Genomic DNA, 22,037 nt, shown 5'->3' on the forward strand with positions numbered 1-22,037 from the left:
GCGCCCGCGGGCTCACTGGATCAGCCCGTTGGTCATCGCGTAGTAGGTGAGTTCGCTGTTGCTGGAGAGCTTGAGCTTTTCCAGCACGCGGGTGCGGTAGGTGCTCACCGTCTTCACGCTCAGGAACATCGCCTCGGCCATGGCGCCGATGGTCTCGCCCTTGGCCAGCCGCAGGAACACCTGCAGCTCGCGCTCGGACAGCAGCTCGTGCGGCGGCCGGTCCAGACCGCCGGCCACACCTTCGGCCAGCAGCGTGGCCACCGCCTGGCTGATGTACTTGCGCCCCATGGACACGGTGCGGATGGCCAGCACGATCTCGTCCGGTTCGCACTCCTTGTTGAGGTAGCCGCTGGCGCCCAGGCGCAGCAGGTTGGTGGCGTAGTGCGCCTCGGGGAAGCCGCTGAGGATGAGCACGGCCAGGTCGGGGAAGCGGGCCTTGATGGCCTTGAGCGCGTCCACGCCGCTCTGGTCGGGCATGGAGATGTCCAGCAGCAGCACGTCCACCTCGCCCGCGCGGGCCAGCTCCAGGGCTTCGGCGCCGTTGGTGGCTTCCCCCGTGACGCGCAGGTCCACATGGTCGGCCAGGTACTGCCGCAGCCCGGCCCTCACCACCGCGTGGTCGTCGACGATGCCAATCCGGATCATGCGTTCTCCTTGTGTCTGGTTCTCTCGTGCGTGCCGCCCGCAGGCGGCTCAACCAATGTAGCGCGGGGTAGCCGCGCTGTCCGTCAGACAGTTCCTACACCCCTCCGACAGCCGGGCGGGGCGCTGTCCTACAGGGGCACAGGGGCCCGACCGACAGCCCGCGGGCGCTGCGTTTTCTACAGTGACCACACAGCGCGGCGAGTCCTTCGCCCTGGCTGTTCCGGGTCGGTCCACGCACCGGCCCGGCCTTCCGCCAACCCATCCAAGGAGCACGAGATGAACCTTTCCAACCGAGCACAAGTGGTCATTGCCACCACCGCCGTTCTGCTGTCGCTGACCGCCTGCGGACAGAAGGAAGAGGCCACGGTCGGCCAGAAGATCGACGGCGCCATGACCAGCACCGAGCAGGCAGCGCTGCAGGCCCGCCAGGACATGGAGAGCACTGCCGCCGACATCAAGCGCGAAGGTGAGCAGGCCGTCCAGTCCGTGACCACCGCGGCCACGGACATGGCCATCACCACCAAGGTCAAGGCCGCACTGGCCGCCGACGACCAGCTCAGCGCCCTCAAGATCGAGGTCGACACCGTGCAGGGCGTGGTGTCGCTGACCGGCCCGGCGCCCAGCGCCGAAGCCGCCGAACGGGCCACCACACTGGCCAAGGCCGTCGAAGGCGTGACCGAGGTCCAGAACAAGCTGGTGGTGGGCTGACAGGGCCGACCCTGAACCGACCACCGATCACCCCCCCAACACAGGAGATCCACATGCTCAAGACCATCGCCCTCGCCTCGGCCCTCGCCCTCGGCGCTGTCACCATCACCGGCTGCGCCGTGGCGCGCGACCAGCAGACCGTGGGGTCCTACATCGACGACACCACCATCACCACCCAGGTCAAGGCCCGCTTCGCCGAAGACCCGATCGTCAGCGCCATGTCCATCAAGGTGGAAACGCTCAAGGGTGTGGTGCAGCTCTCGGGCTTTGCCAAGAACAGCGCCGAACGCGATCAGGCCGCCACCATCGCGGCCAACGTGAAAGGCGTCACACGTGTGACCAACGACATCATCGTGAAATAAAGTGTGTCAGACATGTCCTACAGCGGTGGCCACGCACAGTGGCTATCGTTGCAGGACTCTCCAGGCCCGTGTTCCATGCCAACCCTCAGCGCATTCATCGTCGAAGACAACCCCACCATCCTCAGCAACCTGGTCGCCACCCTGGAGGAGCTGACCAGCGTCCGGATCGTGGGGTCTGCGCCTTCCGAGGAGGCCGCGGTGCGCGGGTTGCACGAACATGCCACCGACCTGGATCTGGTGATCGTCGACATCTTCCTGGCCGCCGGCAGCGGCCTGGGCGTGCTGGAAGCGGCGCAGGGCATGCAGATGCGCGCCCAGCGCGTGGTGCTCTCCAACTTCGCGACCCCGGAGGTGCGGCGGCGCTGCCTGGCGCTGGGGGCGGCCGAGGTGTTCGACAAGTCCCGCGACCTCGACGCCCTGATCGACTATTGCGACAAGCTGGCCGAGGCCTGAGACTGCCGCATGCCTCCGCCGCCCAGCCTCACGCCCGACGCCGAACGCGTCCAGCGGTTCCGCCACCGCTTTGAACTGGCCGCCCGCGGCCGCTACACCATGCCCATCGTGATCGCCCTGGGGGTGGTGGGCATGGTGGTCAACGAGAGCGCCTACCAGCACTCCGGGGCCACGCTGGACAACGACATCGCACTCACCGACGCCCGCGTGAAATCGGCCGAGACGTTGCAGCGGCTCACAGAAGTGGGCCTGTACGCCCGCTCCTACATCCTCACCGCCAGCCCCGAGGAGGCCATTCGCTACCGCGCCGCGGTGGAGGAGCTGCAAGCGGTCAAGGACAGCGCCTTCGCCCTGCTCACCCGGGAAGTTCCGGAGGAGACGGTGTCGGTGGAACCGATCGAGCGCCTGATCGACGAACACATCCGCACCACCGAGTCCTGGATCGCCATGGTGGCGCGCGGCGAGCGCGCCCCGGCGATCGCGGCCGCCGCCAGCAGCGCCAGCCTGGAGCGCCGCAACGCCCTGCGCCAGGCCTTTGCCGAGGTGCTGGAACAGACGGCCGCGGTGCAGCAGAAGTCGCGTGTCAACCTCTACGACGCGCTGATGATCAACCGCATGGCCGTGCACCTGCTGGCGCTGGCCACCATGCTCGGCCTGTTCCTGTTCCAGCGCCAGCTGCACCGGGGCGACCAGCAGATGCTCGAAGAAGGACAGCGCCTGGCGGCCCGGGTGAAGGAACGCACCGCCGAGCTGAGCGAGATGGCCACCCACCTGGTCAACGTGCGCGAAGACGAACGCGCCCACATCGCCCGCGAACTGCACGACGAGATGGGCGGGCTGCTGACGTCGATGAAGCTGGACTTTGCCCGGCTGCGCCGCCAGCCCGACCTGCCCGCGAAGGCGGTCGAGCGCATCCTGGCGATCGAGGCCCGCCTGGGCGAGGGCATCGCCCTCAAGCGCCGCATCATCGAAGACCTGCACCCGTCCGCGCTGTCGCAGCTGGGCCTGGTGCAGGCGCTGGAGATCCTGTGCCGCGAGATGGCCGAGCGGCTGGACAGGCCGGTGCACGCCGAACTGCAGGATGTGGCCCTGGACAAGCCGGCGCAGCTCGCGCTCTACCGCATCGCACAGGAGTCGCTGACCAACATCGGCAAGTACGCCGGTTGCACCGAGGCCCGGGTGCGCCTGCAGGCCGAGGGCGCCACGGTGCGCCTGAGCGTTCACGACAACGGCAAGGGCTTCGATCCGCAGCGCGTGCCGCACGGTCGCCACGGGCTGCTGGGCATGCGCGTGCGGGTGGAGTCGCACGGCGGCACCCTGCGGGTGGACAGCGCGCCGGGCGCCGGCACCACCATCGTCGCGACGCTGCCGTCCCGGCCGGTGCCGGCCTGAGCCGGGCCGCCCCCGCAGCAAATTTCAAAGCCGAAAAGCGGTTTTCAATGGGCGCGCGCCACCGCCGCCGCTACGATCCGGTGCATTCAAGCCCACCCCGGAGACAACCCATGCCCGTGATCACCAACATCGAAGACCTGCGCGTCCTGGCCGAGAAGCGCGTGCCGCGCATGTTCTACGACTACGCCGATTCCGGCTCGTGGACCGAGGGCACCTACCGCGCCAACAGCGAGGACTTCCAGAAGATCAAGCTGCGCCAGCGCGTGGCGGTGAACATGGAAAACCGCACCACCGCCACCAAGATGGTGGGGCAGGACGTGAAGATGCCGGTGTGCATCGCGCCCGTGGGGCTGACCGGCATGCAGAGCGCCGACGGCGAGATCAAGGCGGCCAAGGCGGCCGAGCGCTTCGGCATCCCGTTCACGCTCTCGACCATGAGCATCTGCTCGATCGAGGACATCGCGCAGAACACCACGGCGCCGTTCTGGTTCCAGCTCTACATGATGCGTGACCGCGAGGCCATGGCCCGCATGATCGAGCGCGCCCGCGCGGCCCGCTGCAGCGCGCTGGTGCTGACGCTGGACCTGCAGGTGATCGGCCAGCGCCACAAGGACCTGAAGAACGGCCTGACCGCGCCGCCCAGCCCCACCATCGCCAACATCATCAACCTGATGACCAAGCCGCGCTGGTGCCTGGGCATGGCGGGCACCAAGCGCCACAGCTTCGGCAACCTGGTGGGCCACGTGAAGGCGGTGACCAACATGAAGTCGCTGGCCTCCTGGACCAACGAGCAGTTCGACCCCACGCTGTCGTGGGAAGACGTGGCCTGGGTCAAGGCGCAGTGGGGCGGCAAGCTGATCCTCAAGGGCATCATGGACGTGGAGGACGCGAAACTGGCCGTGGCCAGCGGCGCCGACGCCATCGTGGTGAGCAACCACGGCGGCCGCCAGCTCGACGGCGCGCCCAGCAGCATCGAGGCCCTGCCGGCCATCGTGGCCGCGGTGGGGGAGCAGATCGAGGTCTGGATGGACGGCGGCATCCGCAGCGGGCAGGACGTGCTCAAGGCCTGGGCCCTGGGCGCGCGCGGCACCATGATCGGCCGCGCCATGGTCTACGGCCTGGGCGCGATGGGCGAAGAAGGCGTGTTCAAGGCGCTGCAGATCATCCACAAGGAACTGGACATCACCATGGCCTTCTGCGGCCACACCAACATCCAGAACGTGGACACCGGCATCCTGCTGCCGGGCACCTACCCGACCGCCTGAATCAGCTCAGCGCGTCGAGGATTCGTTTGAGGGCCCACCACAGCGTGGCCATGTCGGACGACGGTCCGACCGCGCGGGCCTCGTGCCAGCGCAGGCCACGGGCCTCGGTCGCGCTGCGCAGCGAGTCGCTGAACCAGCTGTCGGCCCCCAGCCCGACGATCACCGGCTGGTGGTGCACGTGCTGGCAGGCCGTCAGCAGCCGGTCCAGCAGGTGTTCGTTGCGTTCGGCGTCGGCATCCAGCAGGATCACCACCGCTGCGTAGTCGGGCAGAAAGGCGTGGGTCATGCCCATCGCCAGGCCCTTGCGGGCATTGACGATCAGCCGCCGGCCGGCGGCGGCCTGCTGCGGCAGGTCGAGGTAGTCGCTTTCCACGTCCAGCGCATCACGCGCCGCACCGGCAAAGCGCCGGTGCACCACGGCCCGCTGTTCGTGGGCGGACAGCCAGCGCAGCAGATCGAAGGCATCGGTGCGGGCGGCCGACATCATCATCACCCGCTGGTAGCTGCCGTCGTTCGCAGCGGCCACCTCGACGTGTCCCGGCAGCGGTGAACACAGGCTGCGCCAGACGCTGGCCGGCTCATAGCCCTTGCCCTTCTGGTGGCGCTCCTGCAACGCCATCACGCGGCGCGCGAACTCGCCGGTGGTCTCGGTGGTTTGGGCGATGGAGCCGATCCAGGGCTTGAACAGGCGCGGCTTGCCCACGCTCTCGTGCACCACCCGCAGGCTGCGATGGCGCGGGTCAAGCGCGACCCGTTCCAGCAGTGCCCTGATGCCGTCGGGCGGCCCCTCGATCCACTCGACGAACCAGCCGCAGCGGTGCATCAGCGCGACACGGAGGTTGTGGGCCTGGTTGTTGACCACCGCGTGATCGCGGATGCGGCGCATCTCGTCGAGCACGGGCCCATCGACCTGGCAAATGCTGGCGTAGATCAGGCGGCCCAGGTCCTGGCGCGACAGTTCGCTGCCGCTGTCAGGCCAGTTGGTGTTGTCGGGGTCCTGCAGTACGGAACTCATGCGAAATTGTCCCCCTGCAACGGTCGGGCGAGCGTACACAGGCTGTGCAGGATGTCATGCCAGCAGGGGTTTTGAAGCCACGGCGAGGGGCGCCAGCCGGGTTCAGAGACTGGCCGGCTGGGTCTCGGCCAGCCAGGGCGACAGCGCCACCGGAGCCTGCGGCCGCAGCACCCAGGTGCGCCGCAGCACCCGCTCGGGCTCGTCGTGTGCATGCAGGGCCAGTTGTTCGGCCAGGTTGATGATGCGGACTGCGGCGGATTCGTCGGTGCCGGCCGGCACGTCGACCACACCGATGGCCACTTCCGGCTGGAACGGCAGCGAGAGCGGATCGGGACCGACGCTGACCGACATGCGCAGTTCGCGCAGCACCCGCTCGGTCACCAGCTCGGCGCGCGTCGGGTCCTGAACGGCCGAGAGGGCCAGCACGAAGCAGCGCTGGTGGTACAGGCCCACGACGTTGCGGAACCCCACCAGTTGCCGGATGCGCGCCGACAGCGCCACGAGGATGTCCCCTTCCGGGTTCATGACCGGCGACTCGCGGTAGGCGTACAGGTTGGACACCGACACCGCGGCCACGAGGCAGGAGCGGCCCATGCGCTGGCTGCGCCAGAGCGCATCCTCCACCCGTGCCACCAGATGGGCGCCGACGGGGAGGCTGGCCGAGGCCATCGCCGGCACCTGGCCCGCAGCCTGGCGCCGCAGGTGCCGGAAGTGGCGGCTGCGCTGGCGCACCAGCACGACCACGGTGGTGAAGTAACCGACGGTGGCACAGGCGGTGAGCGTCCAGTAGGCGTTGCCCATGTCCATGCCCAGGCCCTTGGCGTACAGCCCGGCGGTCATCTGGGCCAGGCAGAGACAGGCCAGCACCATCCAGCGCGAGAGCTGGTCGCCCAGTGTCACGCTGCGCACGGCGATCAGAACGCCCATCAGCACCGCCAGGCTGTTGACCGCGCCGGTCAGCAGGAGCACGGTGTCGGCCGGCAGGCCGGCGACCACCAGGCCCAGCAGGAGGAAGGTGCCGCCCACCAGAAACGATGCACCCGGTCCCATCACGCGCCGCACCAGCAGGTCTTCGCTGCGCAGGCCCGACCACAGCCCGAGGTAGGTCATCGCCAGCGCGCCGCACAGGGGGCCGATCGTGGCCTTCAGCGGCAGCCAGTTGATCTGATTCCAGGAAGGCCACAGCGCCTCCGGCAGGCCCGACATCAGGATGCAGGCGCCACCGGTGAGCACCAGGCTCAGCCACGAGCGGGCCGACGACAGGCTGGGGCGGGTGGCCACGTCGAACGTCGCCGCCACGGTCAGGGTCACCAGGACACCCGCCATGGCAGACCAGATCGCCATTTCTAGAACTTGCATGTCTGGCCGTGAGTGAAAAAGGACCTCCGCTTCTGTGGCATCGGATGCCGGCGCCGCAGGCGGTGGACGGCGTTCAGTATGCGGCGCAGTGTACCGCCGCTGGTGTCAGACAGCGCCCCGGCCCCCCGCTCCTCGCGGGCATACTTCCGGCATGAACGATCCGCACACCGTCCCGACCGACACCCCCCGCACCCCCACCAGCCGCCGCGTCTCGCCGTGGTGGCGCGCACTGGCCATCGTCCTGCTGCTGGCGCTGATGCTGGGCTGGGCCGCCAGCGCCAGCCTCTACGAACAGCTCAAGGCGCAGATCGGCCACCTGCAGGCCAAGGTGGCCAACGTGCCGCAGATCCGCCACATCGCGGTGCTGCTGGACGACCAGGGGGCTGCGGCCATGCTGGTGACCATGGACCCGCAGGCCGGTGTGCTGCAGCTGCAGCGCCTGAACGAGGTCAAGGAAGGCCGCGAGGACAGCATGCAGCTGTGGGCGGTGAAGGACGGCCAGGCGCCGCGCTCGCTGGGCGTGATCGAGAGCAAGTTCAAGACCCTGCAGCTGCCGGCGCAGGAGGCGGCGCTGGCGGGCGTGGCCGAGCTGGCGATCAGCGTCGAAGACAAGGGCGGTGTGCCGGAAGCCCAGGGCCCGCGCCTGCCCTGGCTGTTCAAGGGCGCCCTGGTGCACAAGGCCATATAAGGGCCGCTCCGGGGCGGGCTCGGCCGGGCGCTGCGGCGCTATGCTCGCGGCACCGTGACCGAGTCCGCGCCCCGACCCCGCCGCATCGCCCACCTCGACATGGACGCGTTCTACGCGTCGGTCGAGCTGCTGCGCTACCCGCAGCTCAAGGGCCTGCCCATGGTCATCGGCGGCGGGCGCCGGCGCGAAGCCGAAATGTTCGAACGCCTGCGCCAGGCCTGGCCCGAACGCGAGTGGGGCCCGGCCACGCTGGACCGCATCCCGGTGGACTTCTTCCCGCGCCTGAAGGACTACGTGGGCCGTGGCGTGGCCACCACCGCCACCTACGCGGCGCGCCAGTTCGGCGTCGGCTCGGCCATGGGGCTGATGAAGGCCGCCAAACTGTGTCCGGACGCCATCCTGCTGCCGGTGGACTTCGAGGAGGTCAAGCGCCTCTCGCGCCTGTTCAAGCAGACCATTCTGGAGATCGCGCCGGTGATGCAGGACCGCGGCGTGGACGAGGTCTACATCGACTTCACCGACGTGCCCGGCGGCCAGCGCGAGGGCGGGCGCGTGCTGGCGCGGCTGATCCAGAAGTCCATCTTCCAGGTCACGGGACTGACCTGCTCCATCGGCGTGGCGCCCAACAAGCTGCTGGCCAAGATGGCCAGCGAGTTCAACAAGCCCAACGGCATCAGCATCGTGCGGCCCGAGGACCTGGAAGCCATGATCTGGCCCCTGCCCTGCCGCAAGATCAACGGCGTCGGCCCCAAGGCCGACGCGAAGCTGCAGAGCCACGGCATCCACACCATCGGCGAGCTGGCGGCGCGCGAGAAGCCCTGGCTAGTCGAGACCTTCGGCAAGAGCTACGGCGCCTGGCTGCACGATTCCGCCTGGGGTCGCGACGACCGGCCGGTGGAGACCGAGAGCGAGCCGGTCAGCATGAGCCGCGAGACCACGTTCGACCGCGACCTGCACGCGGTGCGCGACCGGGCCGAAGCCGGCGCCGTGCTCACGCGGCTGTGCGAGCAGGTGGCCGCGGACCTGCAGCGCAAGGGCTACACCGGCCGCACCATCGGCATCAAGATCACCTTCGACAACTTCGAGAAGGTCACGCGCGACACCACCATAGCCGTGGCCACCGCCGATGCGGCCGTCATCCGCCGGCACGCGGGCCTGTGCCTCAAGCGGGTGGACCTGTCCCGGCGCTTCCGCCTGCTGGGCGTGCGCGTGAGCAAGCTGGTCAAACCCGGGACAGAAGGTGCCGAGGCGGCGCACTACAGTGGCGCGACCCCTCCCCCCCGACACCCGAAAGCCGACCATGAGCGCACCGACCTGCTTTTCCCTGAACTGGATTGACGGGCACATTGCCCATCTGGTGCTCAGCCGCCCCGAGGCGATGAACACCATGCACCCGACCTTCTGGCGCGAGCTGGACGAGATCGTCACGCAGCTGCACCGAGAGGGCACGGCGCGCGCGCTGGTCATCAGCTCCACCGGCAAACATTTCAGTGCCGGCATGGCGCTGGAGACCTTTGCCGGCGCGATCCAGATGGACGACCAGAGCCCGGAAGGCCGCGCCGCCATCTTCGACCTGCTGACCGACATGCAGGCCACGTTCACGAAGATCGAGGCGCTGCGCTGCCCGGTGATCTTCGCCATCCAGGGCGGCTGCATCGGCGGCGCGGTGGACATGGTCACCACCGGCTGCATCCGCTACGCCACGCAGGATGCCTTCTTCTGCATCCAGGAAATCAACATCGGCATGGTGGCCGACGTCGGCACGCTGCAGCGGCTGCCGAAGCTGGTGCCCTTCGCCGTGGTCAAGGAGCTCGCCTACACCGGCCGCCGCCTGGGCGCCGCCAAGGCGGAGCAATACGGCCTGGTCAACGCCGTGTTCGACACGCCCGAGGCGATGCTGGCCGCCGCGCTGCAGTGCGCGAAAGAAATCGCCAGCAAGCCGCCCATCGCCATATGGGGCACCAAGCAGGCCGTGACCTACGCGCGCGACCACAGCGTGGAGGACAGCCTGCGCCAGATGGGCTGGCTGCAGGGTGCGATCTGGAGCAACGCACACGTGCGCGAGTCGATCGCCGCGATGAAGGACAAGCGCGCGGGCTCGTTCACGCCGCTGTCGGCGCTGCAATCCTTCAAGGAACTGGGCTGAGCGCGCGGTGGGCGCCGCTCAGGGCTTGCAGCTGGCGTTGCCGCGCACCACGGTGCCGTCGCGGCACTCGGTGATGATGTCCGCGTCGTCCGTGCGCGAGGCCACGGTGGCGGCCGGCCGGGCCGGACGCCCCGCCGCCGGTGGCGTGCTGGCCCGCACGTAGACCAGCTTGCGCGCGCCGCGGGCGCAGGTGCCGACCACCTTGCCCGCCACCTCGGCGTCCGCGTCCACCACGATCACCGCAAAGCCGGTGGCACCGGTGCTGGCGATCTGGAACTCGATGTGCTCGCGCAGCGGTTCGCAGATGTCGGCGGCAAAAGCACCGCTGCTCACCAGGCCCAGGGCCAGGGCCAGCGCGGCCCAGCGTGTGGATCTCATCGCACGCCCCCTCAGGACGCCAGCAAGCCATCGAGCCGCCGCAAACCGGCCACGGTCTGCAGGCAGGCGTCGGCCGCCTCGGTGCCCTTGACCGCAAAGTGGCGCAGGAAGTACTTGCGATGCTCGGCGTGTTCGCGGAAGTGGTGCGGCGTGTGTACGGCCAGGATGGTCGGCACACCGGTGTCCAGCTGCACGTTCATCATGGCCTGGACCACGGTCTGCATCAGCGCGTCGAACCGGTAGATGCCGTCGTCCACCACCAGCGCGCTGCCGACCACGGCGGCGTAGCGGCCCGAACGGGCCAGGCGCTGGGCGTGCAGCGGAATCTCGAACGCACCGGGCACATCGAACAGGTCGATGCGCTCCGGGCCGATGCCGGCTTCGGCCATGCGGGCGAGGAAGGCGTCGCGCGCCTGCTGGACGATGTCGGCGTGCCAGACGGCTTCGACGAAAGCAAAACGCAGACCGGCAGGCAGGTCGGCGGGAAGGGAGGCGGGGGTGGAGGTGCTCATAGGTGCCGGTATTGTCCGGGATGTCAGGCGGAGGCGATCCAGCCTTCAAGCGGGTCAAATGGTGGCAGACCGTAACAGGGGTGACCCGAGGTGTGCTGCTGCAACGCCCAGGCCGCCTGCAGCAGGCAGAGCACCGCGTCGAGGGTGTCGCCGCTGGCATCGTCGGCCAGCGCGTCGCGCTGGGCGTGGCTGAGCTTGAGGCGCAGGCCGGCGCCGTGCAGCAGCGGCGCATCGCCGCTCTCCAGTGCGTGGATCAGGGTCTTGCGCGCGATCAGTCGCTCGGGCGTCTGCTTCGCCCGGTCGTCGCTCTTGTACGAGGTGCTGCCGAGCACACTGCGCGCCAGCAGGCCGGGGTAGGTCTCCAGCGCCACGCGCCGCGGGTCACCCTCGTGCAGGCCGGGCAGGCTCGCACCGGCGGCGATCAGGCGCGGCACGCCCGCGTGCAGCATGAAGGCCACCGGCGGGTTGACCCACTTCATGCTCGGGCTCGACCCGGCCGGGCCGTCGGTGGCGCGGTGGGCGAACTTGCCACCGGCGGGGCGCGCATCGCAGAAGGCCGCGAAGGTATCGCGGATCTGTTCGCGCGAGAGCGCCGCATAGTGCGCCATGCAGTCGCACCAGGCGGTGGGCCAGCCCAGGGTTTCGACCAGCTCGCGCGGCAGGCCGAACGGCAGGTCGAAACCGCCGACCCAGCCGCCGCCGGGCGACTCGGCCAGCCGGGCCTGCCAGGCGTCCAGGGTCTCGAAGGTCTCGATGCGCTCCAGCAGCACGCGCCCGCGGTCGCTGCGGCCCACGGCCAGTGTGACCGGCTTGCGCTTCGAGGGCGCGCTGGTGAAGTCGCAGCCCAGCAGGGTGACGGGGTGCCTGTCCATCGCCGTCACCCGAGTCCCAGCGCCGCCACGCCCGCCGCGATGCAGCAGGCCCCCAGGATGCGCAGACCGCGTTCACCCTCACCCAGCAGCTGGCCGCCGATCAGCGCCGCGAACAGCATCGACACCTCGCGTGCGGGGGCCACGTGCGAGAGCGGCGCCTGCTGCATCGCGTAGAGCACCAGCACGTAGGCGATGGGGCTGACCGCCGCGACGGCCAGGGCGTAGCGCCACTGCTTCTGCCACAGCACCCAGGCGGTGGCGCGGTCGCGCAGCACGGCCGGCGCCAGCAAGGCCACGCGGACGAAGTTGCCCATGTAGTCCACCAGGATGGGCGACATCAGCAGCCAGCGCACCGCATAGCCGTCGACCAGGGTGTAGGACGCGATGAAGGCGCCGGTGAGCACGCCGTAGAACATGCCCTTGCGCACCCGCTTGCGCGCCACCGGGTCGTGCGCCGCGCGCCACAGGCCCGGACCGCCCGCGATCAGGAACACGCCCAGCACCACGCCCGCGATGCCCGCCGCGCCCAGGGCCGAGATGCGCTCGCCCAGGAACACGATGGCGACCAGCGACGACAGCAGCGGGCCGCTGCCGCGCGCCAGCGGGTAGACCACCGTAAGGTCGGCCTTGCGGTAGCCGCGCAACAGGATCACGTAATAGAAGACATGCAACACGCCGCTGGCCACCACCAGCGCCCACTCGGTGCGGCCCCAGGTCGGCACCACGTCGCGCCCCAGCCACCAGCCCAGCGGTGCCCAGAGCAGCATCATGATGAAGGCGGTGAAGAAGGCGAAGCGCGCATCGCCCGCGGCCTTCTTGGCCACGATGTTCCAGCCGGCGTGGATCAGGCCGGCAAGCACGATGAGCGCGAAGGCGGTGGGGGTCACTCGAAACCAAAAGAAAGACCGCAGGCCCGTCAGCGGGGCACTGCGGCCTCAGAGGGAAGGGGTCAGGCCCGACCAATGATGCTGGCAGTCGCCATCAGCTCTTCGAGCAAGGCCAGCGACACCTTGCCCGAGACCTGGTACGGGTCGAACTCGGGACGCTCGGAGTACTTGAGAACGATGGAGGTGTTGAGCTTGGCCAGGTTGACCGTGCCCATGGTCCAGCCGCCGAAGCGGCGCTCGCTGATTTCCTCGTAGTGCAGCAGCGCCACGTCGGTGTGGCGCTTGTCGAGCACGATGTGGTTGTAGAGCGTGTTGACCGCGTCGCGCCCGCCCTCGATGGCTTGCAGGAAGATGCCGCCGCCGTAACACAGCACGCCGGTGATGCCGTGGTTCAGGTTGTGGGCGCGGGAGGTTTCGAGGATCGATTCCATGGACTTGGTGCAGTCCTTGTCGATCGCGCGGCTGACGTAGAGCAGGCGTACCAGCATGGTGGCTTCCTCAGGATTTGCGGGGAATGAGGGAGAGGAATTCGCGGCGCAGGTTGGGGTCCTTGAGGAACACGCCGCGCATGACCGAGTTGATCATCTTGCTGTCCATGTCCTTCACGCCGCGCCAGGCCATGCAGTAGTGGCTGGCTTCCATCACGATGGCCAGGCCGTCGGGCTGGGTCTTTTCCTGGATCAGGTCGGCCAGCTGCACCACCGCCTCTTCCTGGATCTGCGGGCGGCCCATGATCCATTCGGCCAGCCGCGCGTACTTGGACAGGCCGATCACGTTGGTGTGCTCGTTCGGCATGACGCCGATCCAGATCTTGCCGATGACCGGGCAGAAGTGGTGGCTGCAGGCGCTGCGCACCGTGATCGGGCCGACGATCATCAGCTCGTTGAGGTGCTCGGCGTTGGGGAACTCGGTGACGCTCGGACCCTTGACGTAGCGGCCGTTGAACACCTCCTTGAGGTACATCTTGGCCACACGACGCGCGGTGTCGCCGGTGTTGTGGTCGTTCTCGGTGTCGATCACCATCGCGTCGAGCACGCCCTGCATCTTGACCGTCACCTCGTCCAGCAGCTTCTCCAGTTCGCCGGGCTCGATGAAGTCGGCGATGTTGTCGTTGGAGTGGAAGCGGTGGCGCGCGGCCTTCAGGCGCTCGCGGATCTTGACCGAGACGGGCGTACCTTCACTGTCGTCCAGCTGTTCAGGGTTGCTCATGGGTGTTCCGGATTTCATCAGCATCGGATCATGCTAACACCGCACCCCCGGCCCGCGGCCTCCAGGGGTTTCAGTAGCGGTGGCCGGTCAGGAACAGCAGGGTCCGCATGGCCATGAAGGCGATCCGGTCCAGCAGGCGCTGGTGCCAGGGGCGGCTGTCCAGGGCCCGGGCGTCCAGTTTCTGTCCCGCGTGTTCCAGCAGCACGTCCAGCCGCTGGTGCAGCAGTTCGGCGAACCGCCGGTCGGTGGTCATGACGTTGGCCTCACGCGCCAACAGCAGGGACAGCGGGTCCAGATTGGTCGAGCCGACCGTGGCCCAGGCCCGGTCCACCACCGCCACCTTGGCGTGCAGGGCGCTGGGCGCGTACTCGCGGATGTCGATGCCGGCGTCCACCAGCCGCTGGTAGACCGGGCGGGCCGCGCGGTACTGGAAGAAGTTCTCGTAGCGGCCCTGCATCATCAGCCGCACCCGCACCCCGCGGGCCGCCGCCATGGTCAGGGCCTTGCGCAGCTTGCGGCCGGGGATGAAATAGGCATTGGCGATCACGATGTCGTGTCGGGCCGTGCCCAGGGCCTTGAGGTAGGCCCTTTCGATGTCGTGCCGGTGGCCCACGTTGTCGCGCAGCAGCAGGGTGGCCCGCGCGTCGTTGACACCCATCGGACCGTCGCTGACCAGCACCGAACTTCCGCTTTCGGCGTCGGTGTTGACCCGCGACCCGAAGCCGGTGTAGAGCTCGACCTTGCGCAGCAAGCGCGTGAAGTCGCCCACCGGCTGGGCTTCCTTGAACGCCTCCCAGGCGGCCCGGAACTCGCGCTCGCGCGCCTTGCGCACGGCCTGCAGCCGCCACCACAGCGTCTCCATGGTGTCCACCATGTCCTCCACCAGCGGCCCGGCCACGCGTAGCGCGAAATCGAGCCGCGGCACCTCGAGCCGGCCCAGCGACACGTCGTCGCGGTCGTCGATGATGTTGATGCCGCCGCAGAATCCGACCAGCCCGTCGACCACACACAGCTTGCGGTGCAGGCGCCGCCAGCTGCTGGGAATCAGCAGACCCAGCCCGCCCAGCGGCGCATACACCCGCCAGCGCACGCCGGCCGCGGCAAAGCGGCGCTGCCACTCCTCTGGCACCCTGGGCGTGCCCACGCCATCGACCACCAGGCGCACCAGCACGCCGCGGCGGGCGGCGCGTTCCATCGCCTCGGCCACACTGAGCGCGGAGCCGGCGAATTCGAAGATGTAGGTTTCCAGGTGCACCACGCGCCGGGCAGCGTCCATCGCCTCGACCAGCGCGGGGAACAGCGCGTCGCCACCTTCGAGCAGCAGCAGCTGGTGGCCAGGTCTGGGCGGCGCCAAGGGCCTGTCGTCGGCCAAAGGGGGGTCGACAGGTCCGTCGGCTTTCACAGTTCCAGCTCGGCGATCAGCGGCAGGTGGTCGGACATGCGCGTCCAGGCCCGGCCGTGCGGCACATGCGCGCTCACCGGCCTGAGCCCGCGCATGTAGATGCGGTCCAGGTGCAGCATCGGCAGGCGCGCCGGGTAGGTCGGCAGCCGGATGCCGTCGAAGGTGCGCAGGTCCAGCGCCGCCATGGGCTTGAGCAGCTGGGCGCCCCAGTCGTTGAAGTCGCCGGCCACGATCAGCGGCGCGTCGGCCGGCACCTCATGGGCCACGTAGCGCCCCAGTCGCTGGACCTGGCGCTCGCGGCTGGCGTGGATGAGGCCGAAGTGCACCACCACCACATGCACCTCGCGCCCGTCGATCAGCAGGTGCACGTGCAGCAGGCCGCGCTGCTCGAAGCGGTGGTCGGAGACGTCCGAATGGCGGGTGTCCAGCACCGGCCAGCGCGACAGCAGGGCGTTGCCGTGTTCGCCGTGGCGCGTCACGGCATTGGTGCGGTAGACCGACTCATAACCCTCGGGCGAGAGGTAGTCGGCCTGCTCCAGGTCGGGCCAGCGGGTGAAGTGCTTTTCCAGCTTGCGGTGGTGGCGCCGCACCTCCTGCAGGCAGACGATGTCGGCGTCGAACTGTTCCACCGCATGCGCCAGGTTGTGGATTTCCAGCCGGCGCACCGGCCCCAGGCCCTGAACGCCCTTGTGGATGTTGTAGGTCGCGACTCGCAGGATGCTCATATACGAATGATCGCACGCCAGCAACCCGCGCAAGCAGCGGAGCTTGGGGGCTTAGAAGCCGCCTTCCCGCACCAGCACAGATGCCACCTTGCGGAACACCCCCGCGGCCAGCGACTCGGCCTCGCCCTCGATGCGCACCCGGAACAGCGCGCCGCGCACCACGTGGCCCCGCCTGCGCCTCTTCGATGCAGGCATCCACCACCCAGCTGCGCCATCGGCTCGCGCGGCTTGACCCAGACGCCGGGCGCCGCTGACAGGTCTTCCTCCAGCCGCAGCAGGTTCAGCGGGGGCGCTGTGACGGCCGTCCCGAAGATTTGGCAAAACAACACAAGATCAGGCCTAGCCGAAGGTTGCAGAAAGCCTATCTTTCTGCTTGAAAGATGCGTGGCAACTGCAGGATGGCCTCCGCGTTGGAGAACGAGTAGCACCGGTCCGCCGCCTCCAGCCGGGGCAGCCACACCTGCGCGCGGTGCTCGTGCGGGTTCAGCACCACCGGCCGCGCCTCGGGCACGCACAGACCGAACACCCGCTCGGTGTTCAGGACCACCCCGGGCGCGTACCGATGGCGCCACTGCGGATAGATCTCGTAGATGTTCTGCAGGCCCCAGTCGCTGAGCCGGTGACCTGGCGCGAACACATCCAGGCCGGTTTCTTCCGCCACCTCGCGCGCAGCAGTGGCTTCAAAAGGCTCGTCCCACGCATCCTTGGACCCGGTCACCGACTGCCAGAACCCCGGTGACTCGGCCCGCTCGATCAGCAACACCTCCAGCGCCGGGGTATGGATCACCACCAGCACCGATTCAGGGATCTTGTAGGGGGAAGAGGACGACACGGTGAAGCAAAAGACGGAACAAAAAAGGCGCCCACAGGCGCCTTTTCATCCTAGCCGAAGCGCTGCTCAGGCCGTCTTGACCGCATCCGGATTGCGCAGGCGGATGTGCAGCTCGCGCAGCTGCTTCTCGTCCACCGGGCTGGGCGCCTGGGTCAGCAGACACTGGGCGCGCTGGGTCTTGGGGAAGGCGATCACGTCGCGGATCGACTCGGCGCCGGTCATCAGCGTGACGATGCGGTCCAGGCCGAAGGCCAGGCCGCCGTGCGGGGGGGCGCCGTACTGCAGCGCGTCCAGCAGGAAGCCGAACTTGAGCTGCGCCTCTTCGGGCGTGATCTTCAGCGCGTCGAACACCTTCTGCTGCACATCGGCACGGTGGATGCGGACCGAGCCGCCACCGATTTCCCAGCCGTTGAGCACCATGTCGTAGCCTTTGGCGATGCACTTCTCGGGCGCGGTGACCATCCAGTCCTCGTGGCCGTCCTTGGGTGCGGTGAAGGGGTGGTGCACGGCCGTCCAGCGGTCTTCTTCCTCATCGTGTTCGAACATCGGGAAGTCCACCACCCACATCGGCGCCCAGCGGTCCTCGAACAGGCCGTTCTTCTTGCCCAGTTCGCTGTGGCCGATCTTCAGGCGCAGCGCGCCGATGGCGTCGTTGACGATCTTGGCCTTGTCAGCGCCGAAGAAGATGATGTCGCCGTCCTGCGCACCAGTGCGCGAGAGGATCTCGGCAATCGCCTTGTCGTGCAGGTTCTTGACGATGGGCGACTGCAGGCCGTCCTTGCCCTTGGCCACTTCGTTGACCTTGATCCAGGCCAGGCCCTTGGCGCCGTAGATCTTGACGAACTCGGTGTAGGCGTCGATCTCGCTGCGGCTCATCTCGGCGCCGCCGCGCACGCACAGGGCGACCACGCGGCCGTTCTTCATGGTGGCGGGCGCGCTGAAGACCTTGAAGTCCACGTCGGCCATCACGTCGGTGAGCTCGGTGAACTCCATCTTCACGCGCAGGTCGGGCTTGTCGGAACCGTAGCGGTGCATGGCTTCGCCGTAGGCCATGACCGGGAACTCGCCCAGATCCACGTTCAGCACGTTCTGGAACACCGTCTTGATCATGCCCTGGAACATGTCGCGGATGTCCTGCTCGGTCAGGAACGAGGTCTCTATATCGATCTGGGTGAACTCGGGCTGGCGGTCGGCGCGCAGGTCCTCGTCGCGGAAGCACTTGGTGATCTGGTAATAACGATCAAAGCCCGCGACCATCAGCAGCTGCTTGAACAGCTGGGGCGACTGCGGCAGCGCGAAGAAGTGGCCGTCGTGCACGCGGCTGGGCACGAGGTAGTCGCGCGCACCCTCGGGCGTGCTCTTGGTCAGCATCGGGGTCTCGATGTCGACGAAGCCATTGGCGTCCAGGAACTTGCGCACTTCCATGGCCACGCGGTAGCGCAGCATCAGGTTGTTCTGCATGTAGGGGCGGCGCAGGTCCAGCACGCGGTGCGTCAGGCGCGTGGTCTCGCTCAGGTTGTCGTCGTCCAGCTGGAACGGCGGCGTGACCGAGGGGTTGAGCACCTTCAGCTCGTGACAGAGCACCTCGATCTGGCCGCTCTTGAGCTTGTCGTTGGTGGTGCCGGCGGGGCGGGCGCGCACCAGACCGGTGACCTGCACGCAGAATTCGTTGCGCACGTCTTCGGCGGTCTTGAACATGTCCGGGCGGTCCGGATCGCAGACCACCTGCACGTAGCCTTCGCGGTCGCGCAGGTCGATGAAGATCACACCGCCATGGTCGCGGCGGCGGTTCACCCAGCCGCAGAGTTGCACGGTTTGCCCCAGCAGGGCTTCGGTCACCAGACCGCAATAGTGGGAACGCATGGCCATATCGGTTCTTCTTTCAGCAGGCGGGCTGCACAGCGGCAGCCCCGGGTATCAGGCGGTCGCGGAAGCGGTCGCCTTGAGGTTGGGGTTCTTGGGTCCACCGGGCACGATCACACCCATGGAGACGATGTAGGTCAGCGCTTCATCCACCGACATCTGCAGCTCCACGCAGTCGCGCGCGCGCACCATGACGAAGTAGCCGCCCGTGGGGTTGGGGGTGGTGGGCACGTAGACGCTGACGAAGTCTTCGTCGGCGGCACTGACCGGCTTGGTACGCAGCTGCTGCAGCACCTCGCCCTGGGGCGTGCCCGTCAGAAACGCGATGGTCCACATGCCCTCCTGCGGCCACTGCACCAGCAGGGCCTTGCGGAAGGCATTGCCCTTCTCGGAGAACAGGGTGTCGGAGACCTGCTTGACGCCCGAGTAGATGGAGCGCACCACCGGAATGCGGTGCAGCAGGGCGTGCCACCAGTTCACCAACTGGTGGCCGATGATGTTGGACGCCAGGGCGCCGATGGAAAGCACCACCACCAGCGCAAAGATCACGCCCAGGCCGGGCACATGAAAGCCGAACAGCTGGTCCGGCTGCCAGGCACCGGGCAGGATGCGCAAGGTCTGGTCGAGCGTGGACACCACCCAGTCCAGCACCCAGAGGGTGATGATCAGGGGCACCAGGACCAGCAGGCCCGAGAACAGCCACTTGCGCAGGTTGGCCACAGGGAAGGTCTTTCCGTTTCGATCAGTGGCAGGCGCAGGAGCCGCCACAGGGGGTGGCCGGTGCGGCGCTGGCCGTTTCGGCCGGCTTGGACTCGGTCGAGGACGCGGCTGCCGTGCCAGTGGCCGCGGCGGCCGTGCCACCTGAGCCGCCCTTGAAGTCGGTCGCGTACCAGCCCGAACCCTTGAGCTGGAAACCGGCGGCGGTCAGCTGCTTGCTGAATGTGGCGGCGCCGCAGGCCGGGCATTCCGTCAGCGGCGCGTCGGAGATTTTCTGCAGGACGTCCTTGGCATGGCCGCAGGACTCGCACTTGTAGGCATAGATCGGCATGGCGTGAACGGTGGAATGGCCCGGCGACCACAGCCCCAAGGGCCCGAAATGCACCTCGGCGGTGCAAACACGGCGGGGCGCCGGGAAGTTGAACAAAACCCGTTATTATAGGTGGGGCACCCCACCCGCGCCTTCAAGGGCAGCCCGCCGGTCGACCCCTCACCACAGGCGGATGCGCAGCATCACCTGGGTGACGATCAGCCCCAGCACGAAGCCGATCCCGCCGTAGATGATGTACTGCAGCAGGCGGTTGGTCCGCCGCTGCTCCGCCATGAGTTCGTCCAGTTCGGCCCTCAGCTGGTGCGGCCGGTGCTGCAGGTAGTCCTGCAGCAGGCGCGGCAGCGCCGGCAGCAGCTTGGCGTACTGCGGCGCCTCGGCCTTGAGCTGCTGCAGCAGTTTCTGCGGGCCGACCTGCTCCAGCATCCACTTCTCCAGGAAGGGCTTGGCGGTGTTCCACAGGTCCAGCTCCGGGTCCAGATCGCGGCCCAGACCTTCGATGTTGAGCAGGGTTTTCTGCAGCAGCACCAGCTGGGGCTGGATTTCCACATGGAAGCGGCGCGAGGTCTGGAACAGGCGCATCAGCACCATGCCGAGCGAGATTTCCTTGAGCGGGCGGTCGAAGTACGGTTCGCACACCGCGCGGATGGCCGATTCCAGCTCGTCCACCCGGGTCTCGGGCGGCACCCAGCCGCTTTCGATGTGCAGCTCGGCCACGCGCTTGTAGTCGCGCCGGAAGAAGGCAGTGAAGTTCTGCGCCAGGTATTCCTTGTCGAACTCGGTCAGCGTGCCGACGATGCCGAAATCGAGCGAGATGTAACGACCGAAGGTGGCCGGATCGACACTGACCTGGATGTTGCCCGGGTGCATGTCAGCGTGGAAAAACCCGTCGCGGAACACCTGGGTGAAGAAGATGGTCACACCATCGCGCGCCAGCTTGGGTATGTCCACGCCTTTCTGGCGCAGCTCGTCCACCCGGTTGATGGGCACCCCATGCATGCGCTCCATCACCATCACCTCGGTGTGGCAGTAGTCCCAGAACATCTCCGGAATCAGCACCAGATTGAGGCCCGCCATGTTGCGGCGCAGCTGGGCCGCGTTGGCGGCTTCCCGCAGCAGGTCCAGCTCGTCGTGCAGGTACTTGTCGAACTCTGCGACCACCTCCAGCGGCTTGAGCCGCTTGCCATCGGCCGAGAGCTTTTCGACCCAGCCGGCCATCATGCGCATCAGGCTCAGGTCTTTCTCGATCACCGGCAGCATGTTGGGCCGCAGCACCTTCACCGCCACCTCGCGCCCGCCGTGGCGTCCGTCCCGCAAGATGGCGAAGTGCACCTGGGCGATCGAGGCGCTGGCCACCGGTGTGTGGTCGAAATGGCTGAACACCGCATCCAGCGGCTTGCCAAAGGCGCGTTCGATGGTGGCCACGGCGATGGCACTGTCGAACGGCGGCACCCGGTCCTGCAAGCGCGCCAGTTCGTCGGCGATGTCGGACGGCAACAGGTCGCGCCGGGTCGAGAGCACCTGACCGAACTTGACGAAGATGGGCCCCAGGCGCTCCAGCGCCTCGCGCAGGCGCTGGCCGCGCGGGGCATCCAGGTTGCGACCAACCGACACAATGCGCGTCAGCAGCCGGATGCCTGGCCGCTGGAAACTGGACAACACCAGCTCGTCCAGGCCGTGGCGCAGCACCACCCAGACGATGAACAAGCCGCGGAACAACCGCGTCATGCCGAGCGTCCGTCGCTGTGACCCGGTTCGGTCGGCGAACGGCGACCGACGAATGCCTTGATGCCGGCCACCGCCGACTTGGCGCCACCCACCAGAGTGTGCGCAGCGGCGTCACCGACCAGCCGCGACAGGTCTTCCTCGACGTCCCAGCGCACGTTGTCCACCAGCCAGGCCACCTCGGCCGCCAGCTGCACATCGCCCTGGATGTCGACATTCGGTCGCTCGCCGCCCAGCACCTGCTGGGCCAGGGCGAAAGGCGAGGTCTGGGTCACGGTCACGTGCAGTTCGGGTTGCCGGTCGCCGGCCGGCCGCTCCAGCAGGCCGGCGGCGGTGGGAGCGAGCGTGAGGTGGAAGTCGCCCCAGGCCACGCGCACCGGCTTGCCCAACTGGCGGCGCAGACGCTGCTGCGCCTGGGGTTCCTGCATCAGGACGTGGTTGAGGAACAGCACCACCCGGTTCTGGACCTCGTCCACCACCCATTCGGGCGGCCGGACACTGCCCAGCAGGGACTGGAGCATGCCCAAAGGAGAACGGGAACTGGTCGAATGGTT

At 68.1% G+C, this 22,037-nt stretch carries 26 protein-coding genes; 8 read left to right on the forward strand and 18 right to left on the reverse strand.

Annotated features, from left to right (window positions below; all coding sequences use genetic code 11):
• Positions 1-12 precede the first annotated feature (12 nt).
• Positions 13-645: a response regulator gene (locus HPF_RS19400; protein WP_066153090.1), complete on the reverse strand. Its 633-nt coding sequence runs from the start codon at positions 643-645 to the stop codon at positions 13-15.
• 276 nt (positions 646-921) lie between these two features.
• Here HPF_RS19400 and HPF_RS19405 point away from each other — a divergent pair, with 276 nt between their 5' ends.
• The 5 genes from HPF_RS19405 to HPF_RS19425 all read left to right on the forward strand — a co-directional run bounded on the left by HPF_RS19405 (position 922) and on the right by HPF_RS19425 (position 4,825).
• On the forward strand, positions 922-1,353 hold the full coding sequence (locus HPF_RS19405) for a BON domain-containing protein (RefSeq protein ID WP_133157579.1): 432 nt from the start codon (positions 922-924) through the stop codon (positions 1,351-1,353).
• A 53-nt stretch (positions 1,354-1,406) separates the two neighbouring features.
• Positions 1,407-1,715: a BON domain-containing protein gene (locus HPF_RS19410; RefSeq protein WP_066153086.1), complete on the forward strand. Its 309-nt coding sequence runs from the start codon at positions 1,407-1,409 to the stop codon at positions 1,713-1,715.
• Positions 1,716-1,790: 75 nt separating this feature from the next.
• On the forward strand, positions 1,791-2,168 hold the full coding sequence (locus tag HPF_RS19415; RefSeq protein ID WP_079366808.1) for a response regulator: 378 nt from the start codon (positions 1,791-1,793) through the stop codon (positions 2,166-2,168).
• A 9-nt stretch (positions 2,169-2,177) separates the two neighbouring features.
• The gene (locus tag HPF_RS19420; RefSeq protein ID WP_133157580.1) at positions 2,178-3,560 is read left to right on the forward strand and encodes a sensor histidine kinase; all 1,383 of its coding nucleotides are present in this window, start codon (positions 2,178-2,180) and stop codon (positions 3,558-3,560) included.
• Between the two features lie 110 nt (positions 3,561-3,670).
• On the forward strand, positions 3,671-4,825 hold the full coding sequence (locus tag HPF_RS19425) for an alpha-hydroxy acid oxidase (RefSeq protein ID WP_066153078.1): 1,155 nt from the start codon (positions 3,671-3,673) through the stop codon (positions 4,823-4,825).
• A gap of 1 nt (position 4,826) precedes the next feature.
• Here HPF_RS19425 and HPF_RS19430 read toward each other — a convergent pair whose 3' ends face one another.
• On the reverse strand, positions 4,827-5,840 hold the full coding sequence (locus tag HPF_RS19430) for a BLUF domain-containing protein (RefSeq protein WP_133157581.1): 1,014 nt from the start codon (positions 5,838-5,840) through the stop codon (positions 4,827-4,829).
• A 102-nt stretch (positions 5,841-5,942) separates the two neighbouring features.
• Positions 5,943-7,199 (reverse strand): hypothetical protein, encoded by a 1,257-nt coding sequence (locus HPF_RS19435; RefSeq protein ID WP_133157582.1) that lies wholly within the window; start codon positions 7,197-7,199, stop codon positions 5,943-5,945.
• 151 nt (positions 7,200-7,350) lie between these two features.
• Between HPF_RS19435 and HPF_RS19440 the strand changes: the two genes are divergently transcribed.
• The 3 genes from HPF_RS19440 (at position 7,351) to HPF_RS19450 (ending at position 10,033) form a co-directional block, all read left to right on the forward strand.
• A complete protein-coding gene (locus HPF_RS19440) occupies positions 7,351-7,887 on the forward strand; it encodes an anti-sigma factor domain-containing protein (protein ID WP_133157583.1) in 537 nt (178 codons plus the stop codon).
• A 99-nt stretch (positions 7,888-7,986) separates the two neighbouring features.
• Positions 7,987-9,225, forward strand: a complete 1,239-nt coding sequence (locus HPF_RS19445; RefSeq protein WP_133158173.1) for a Y-family DNA polymerase — start codon at positions 7,987-7,989, stop codon at positions 9,223-9,225.
• Positions 9,188-10,033, forward strand: a complete 846-nt coding sequence (locus HPF_RS19450) for an enoyl-CoA hydratase-related protein (protein ID WP_133157584.1) — start codon at positions 9,188-9,190, stop codon at positions 10,031-10,033. Before HPF_RS19445 ends, HPF_RS19450 begins: the two co-directional genes overlap by 38 nt.
• Before the next feature lie 18 nt (positions 10,034-10,051).
• Here HPF_RS19450 and HPF_RS19455 read toward each other — a convergent pair whose 3' ends face one another.
• The 15 genes from HPF_RS19455 to HPF_RS19525 form a co-directional block, all read right to left on the reverse strand.
• Positions 10,052-10,411 (reverse strand): DUF1161 domain-containing protein, encoded by a 360-nt coding sequence (locus tag HPF_RS19455; protein ID WP_133157585.1) that lies wholly within the window; start codon positions 10,409-10,411, stop codon positions 10,052-10,054.
• Positions 10,412-10,422: 11 nt separating this feature from the next.
• Positions 10,423-10,923, reverse strand: a complete 501-nt coding sequence (locus tag HPF_RS19460; protein ID WP_133157586.1) for a 6,7-dimethyl-8-ribityllumazine synthase — start codon at positions 10,921-10,923, stop codon at positions 10,423-10,425.
• Positions 10,924-10,946: 23 nt separating this feature from the next.
• Complete coding sequence (locus tag HPF_RS19465; RefSeq protein ID WP_133157587.1) at positions 10,947-11,795, reverse strand: DUF429 domain-containing protein; 849 nt, start codon at positions 11,793-11,795, stop codon at positions 10,947-10,949.
• A gap of 5 nt (positions 11,796-11,800) precedes the next feature.
• Positions 11,801-12,682: an EamA family transporter gene (locus tag HPF_RS19470; protein ID WP_079366851.1), complete on the reverse strand. Its 882-nt coding sequence runs from the start codon at positions 12,680-12,682 to the stop codon at positions 11,801-11,803.
• A 62-nt stretch (positions 12,683-12,744) separates the two neighbouring features.
• The gene (locus HPF_RS19475; RefSeq protein WP_133157588.1) at positions 12,745-13,170 is read right to left on the reverse strand and encodes a BLUF domain-containing protein; all 426 of its coding nucleotides are present in this window, start codon (positions 13,168-13,170) and stop codon (positions 12,745-12,747) included.
• A gap of 10 nt (positions 13,171-13,180) precedes the next feature.
• A complete protein-coding gene (gene folE, locus HPF_RS19480; protein WP_133157589.1) occupies positions 13,181-13,915 on the reverse strand; it encodes a GTP cyclohydrolase I in 735 nt (244 codons plus the stop codon).
• A 46-nt stretch (positions 13,916-13,961) separates the two neighbouring features.
• Entirely contained in the window at positions 13,962-15,245 is a 1,284-nt protein-coding gene (gene clsB, locus HPF_RS19485) for a cardiolipin synthase ClsB (RefSeq protein ID WP_066153423.1), read from the reverse strand.
• A gap of 44 nt (positions 15,246-15,289) precedes the next feature.
• Complete coding sequence (locus HPF_RS19490; protein WP_133157590.1) at positions 15,290-16,018, reverse strand: endonuclease/exonuclease/phosphatase family protein; 729 nt, start codon at positions 16,016-16,018, stop codon at positions 15,290-15,292.
• Between the two features lie 51 nt (positions 16,019-16,069).
• The gene (locus tag HPF_RS23710; protein WP_157576127.1) at positions 16,070-16,213 is read right to left on the reverse strand and encodes a hypothetical protein; all 144 of its coding nucleotides are present in this window, start codon (positions 16,211-16,213) and stop codon (positions 16,070-16,072) included.
• 166 nt (positions 16,214-16,379) lie between these two features.
• A complete protein-coding gene (nudB, locus tag HPF_RS19500) occupies positions 16,380-16,850 on the reverse strand; it encodes a dihydroneopterin triphosphate diphosphatase (protein ID WP_133157591.1) in 471 nt (156 codons plus the stop codon).
• A gap of 66 nt (positions 16,851-16,916) precedes the next feature.
• Positions 16,917-18,719: an aspartate--tRNA ligase gene (gene aspS, locus HPF_RS19505; RefSeq protein WP_133157592.1), complete on the reverse strand. Its 1,803-nt coding sequence runs from the start codon at positions 18,717-18,719 to the stop codon at positions 16,917-16,919.
• Positions 18,720-18,767: 48 nt separating this feature from the next.
• Entirely contained in the window at positions 18,768-19,433 is a 666-nt protein-coding gene (locus HPF_RS19510) for a DUF502 domain-containing protein (RefSeq protein WP_133157593.1), read from the reverse strand.
• Positions 19,434-19,455: 22 nt separating this feature from the next.
• A complete protein-coding gene (locus HPF_RS19515) occupies positions 19,456-19,761 on the reverse strand; it encodes an FmdB family zinc ribbon protein (RefSeq protein WP_127804467.1) in 306 nt (101 codons plus the stop codon).
• Between the two features lie 159 nt (positions 19,762-19,920).
• Positions 19,921-21,486, reverse strand: a complete 1,566-nt coding sequence (ubiB, locus tag HPF_RS19520; RefSeq protein WP_133157594.1) for a ubiquinone biosynthesis regulatory protein kinase UbiB — start codon at positions 21,484-21,486, stop codon at positions 19,921-19,923.
• On the reverse strand, positions 21,483-22,004 hold the full coding sequence (locus HPF_RS19525; protein ID WP_066153031.1) for a ubiquinone biosynthesis accessory factor UbiJ: 522 nt from the start codon (positions 22,002-22,004) through the stop codon (positions 21,483-21,485). Before HPF_RS19525 ends, ubiB begins: the two co-directional genes overlap by 4 nt.
• Between the last annotated feature and the right edge of the window lie 33 nt (positions 22,005-22,037).

Source organism: Hydrogenophaga pseudoflava, assembly GCF_004353865.1.
GTDB classification, from domain to species: Bacteria; Pseudomonadota; Gammaproteobacteria; order Burkholderiales; family Burkholderiaceae_C; genus Hydrogenophaga; species Hydrogenophaga pseudoflava.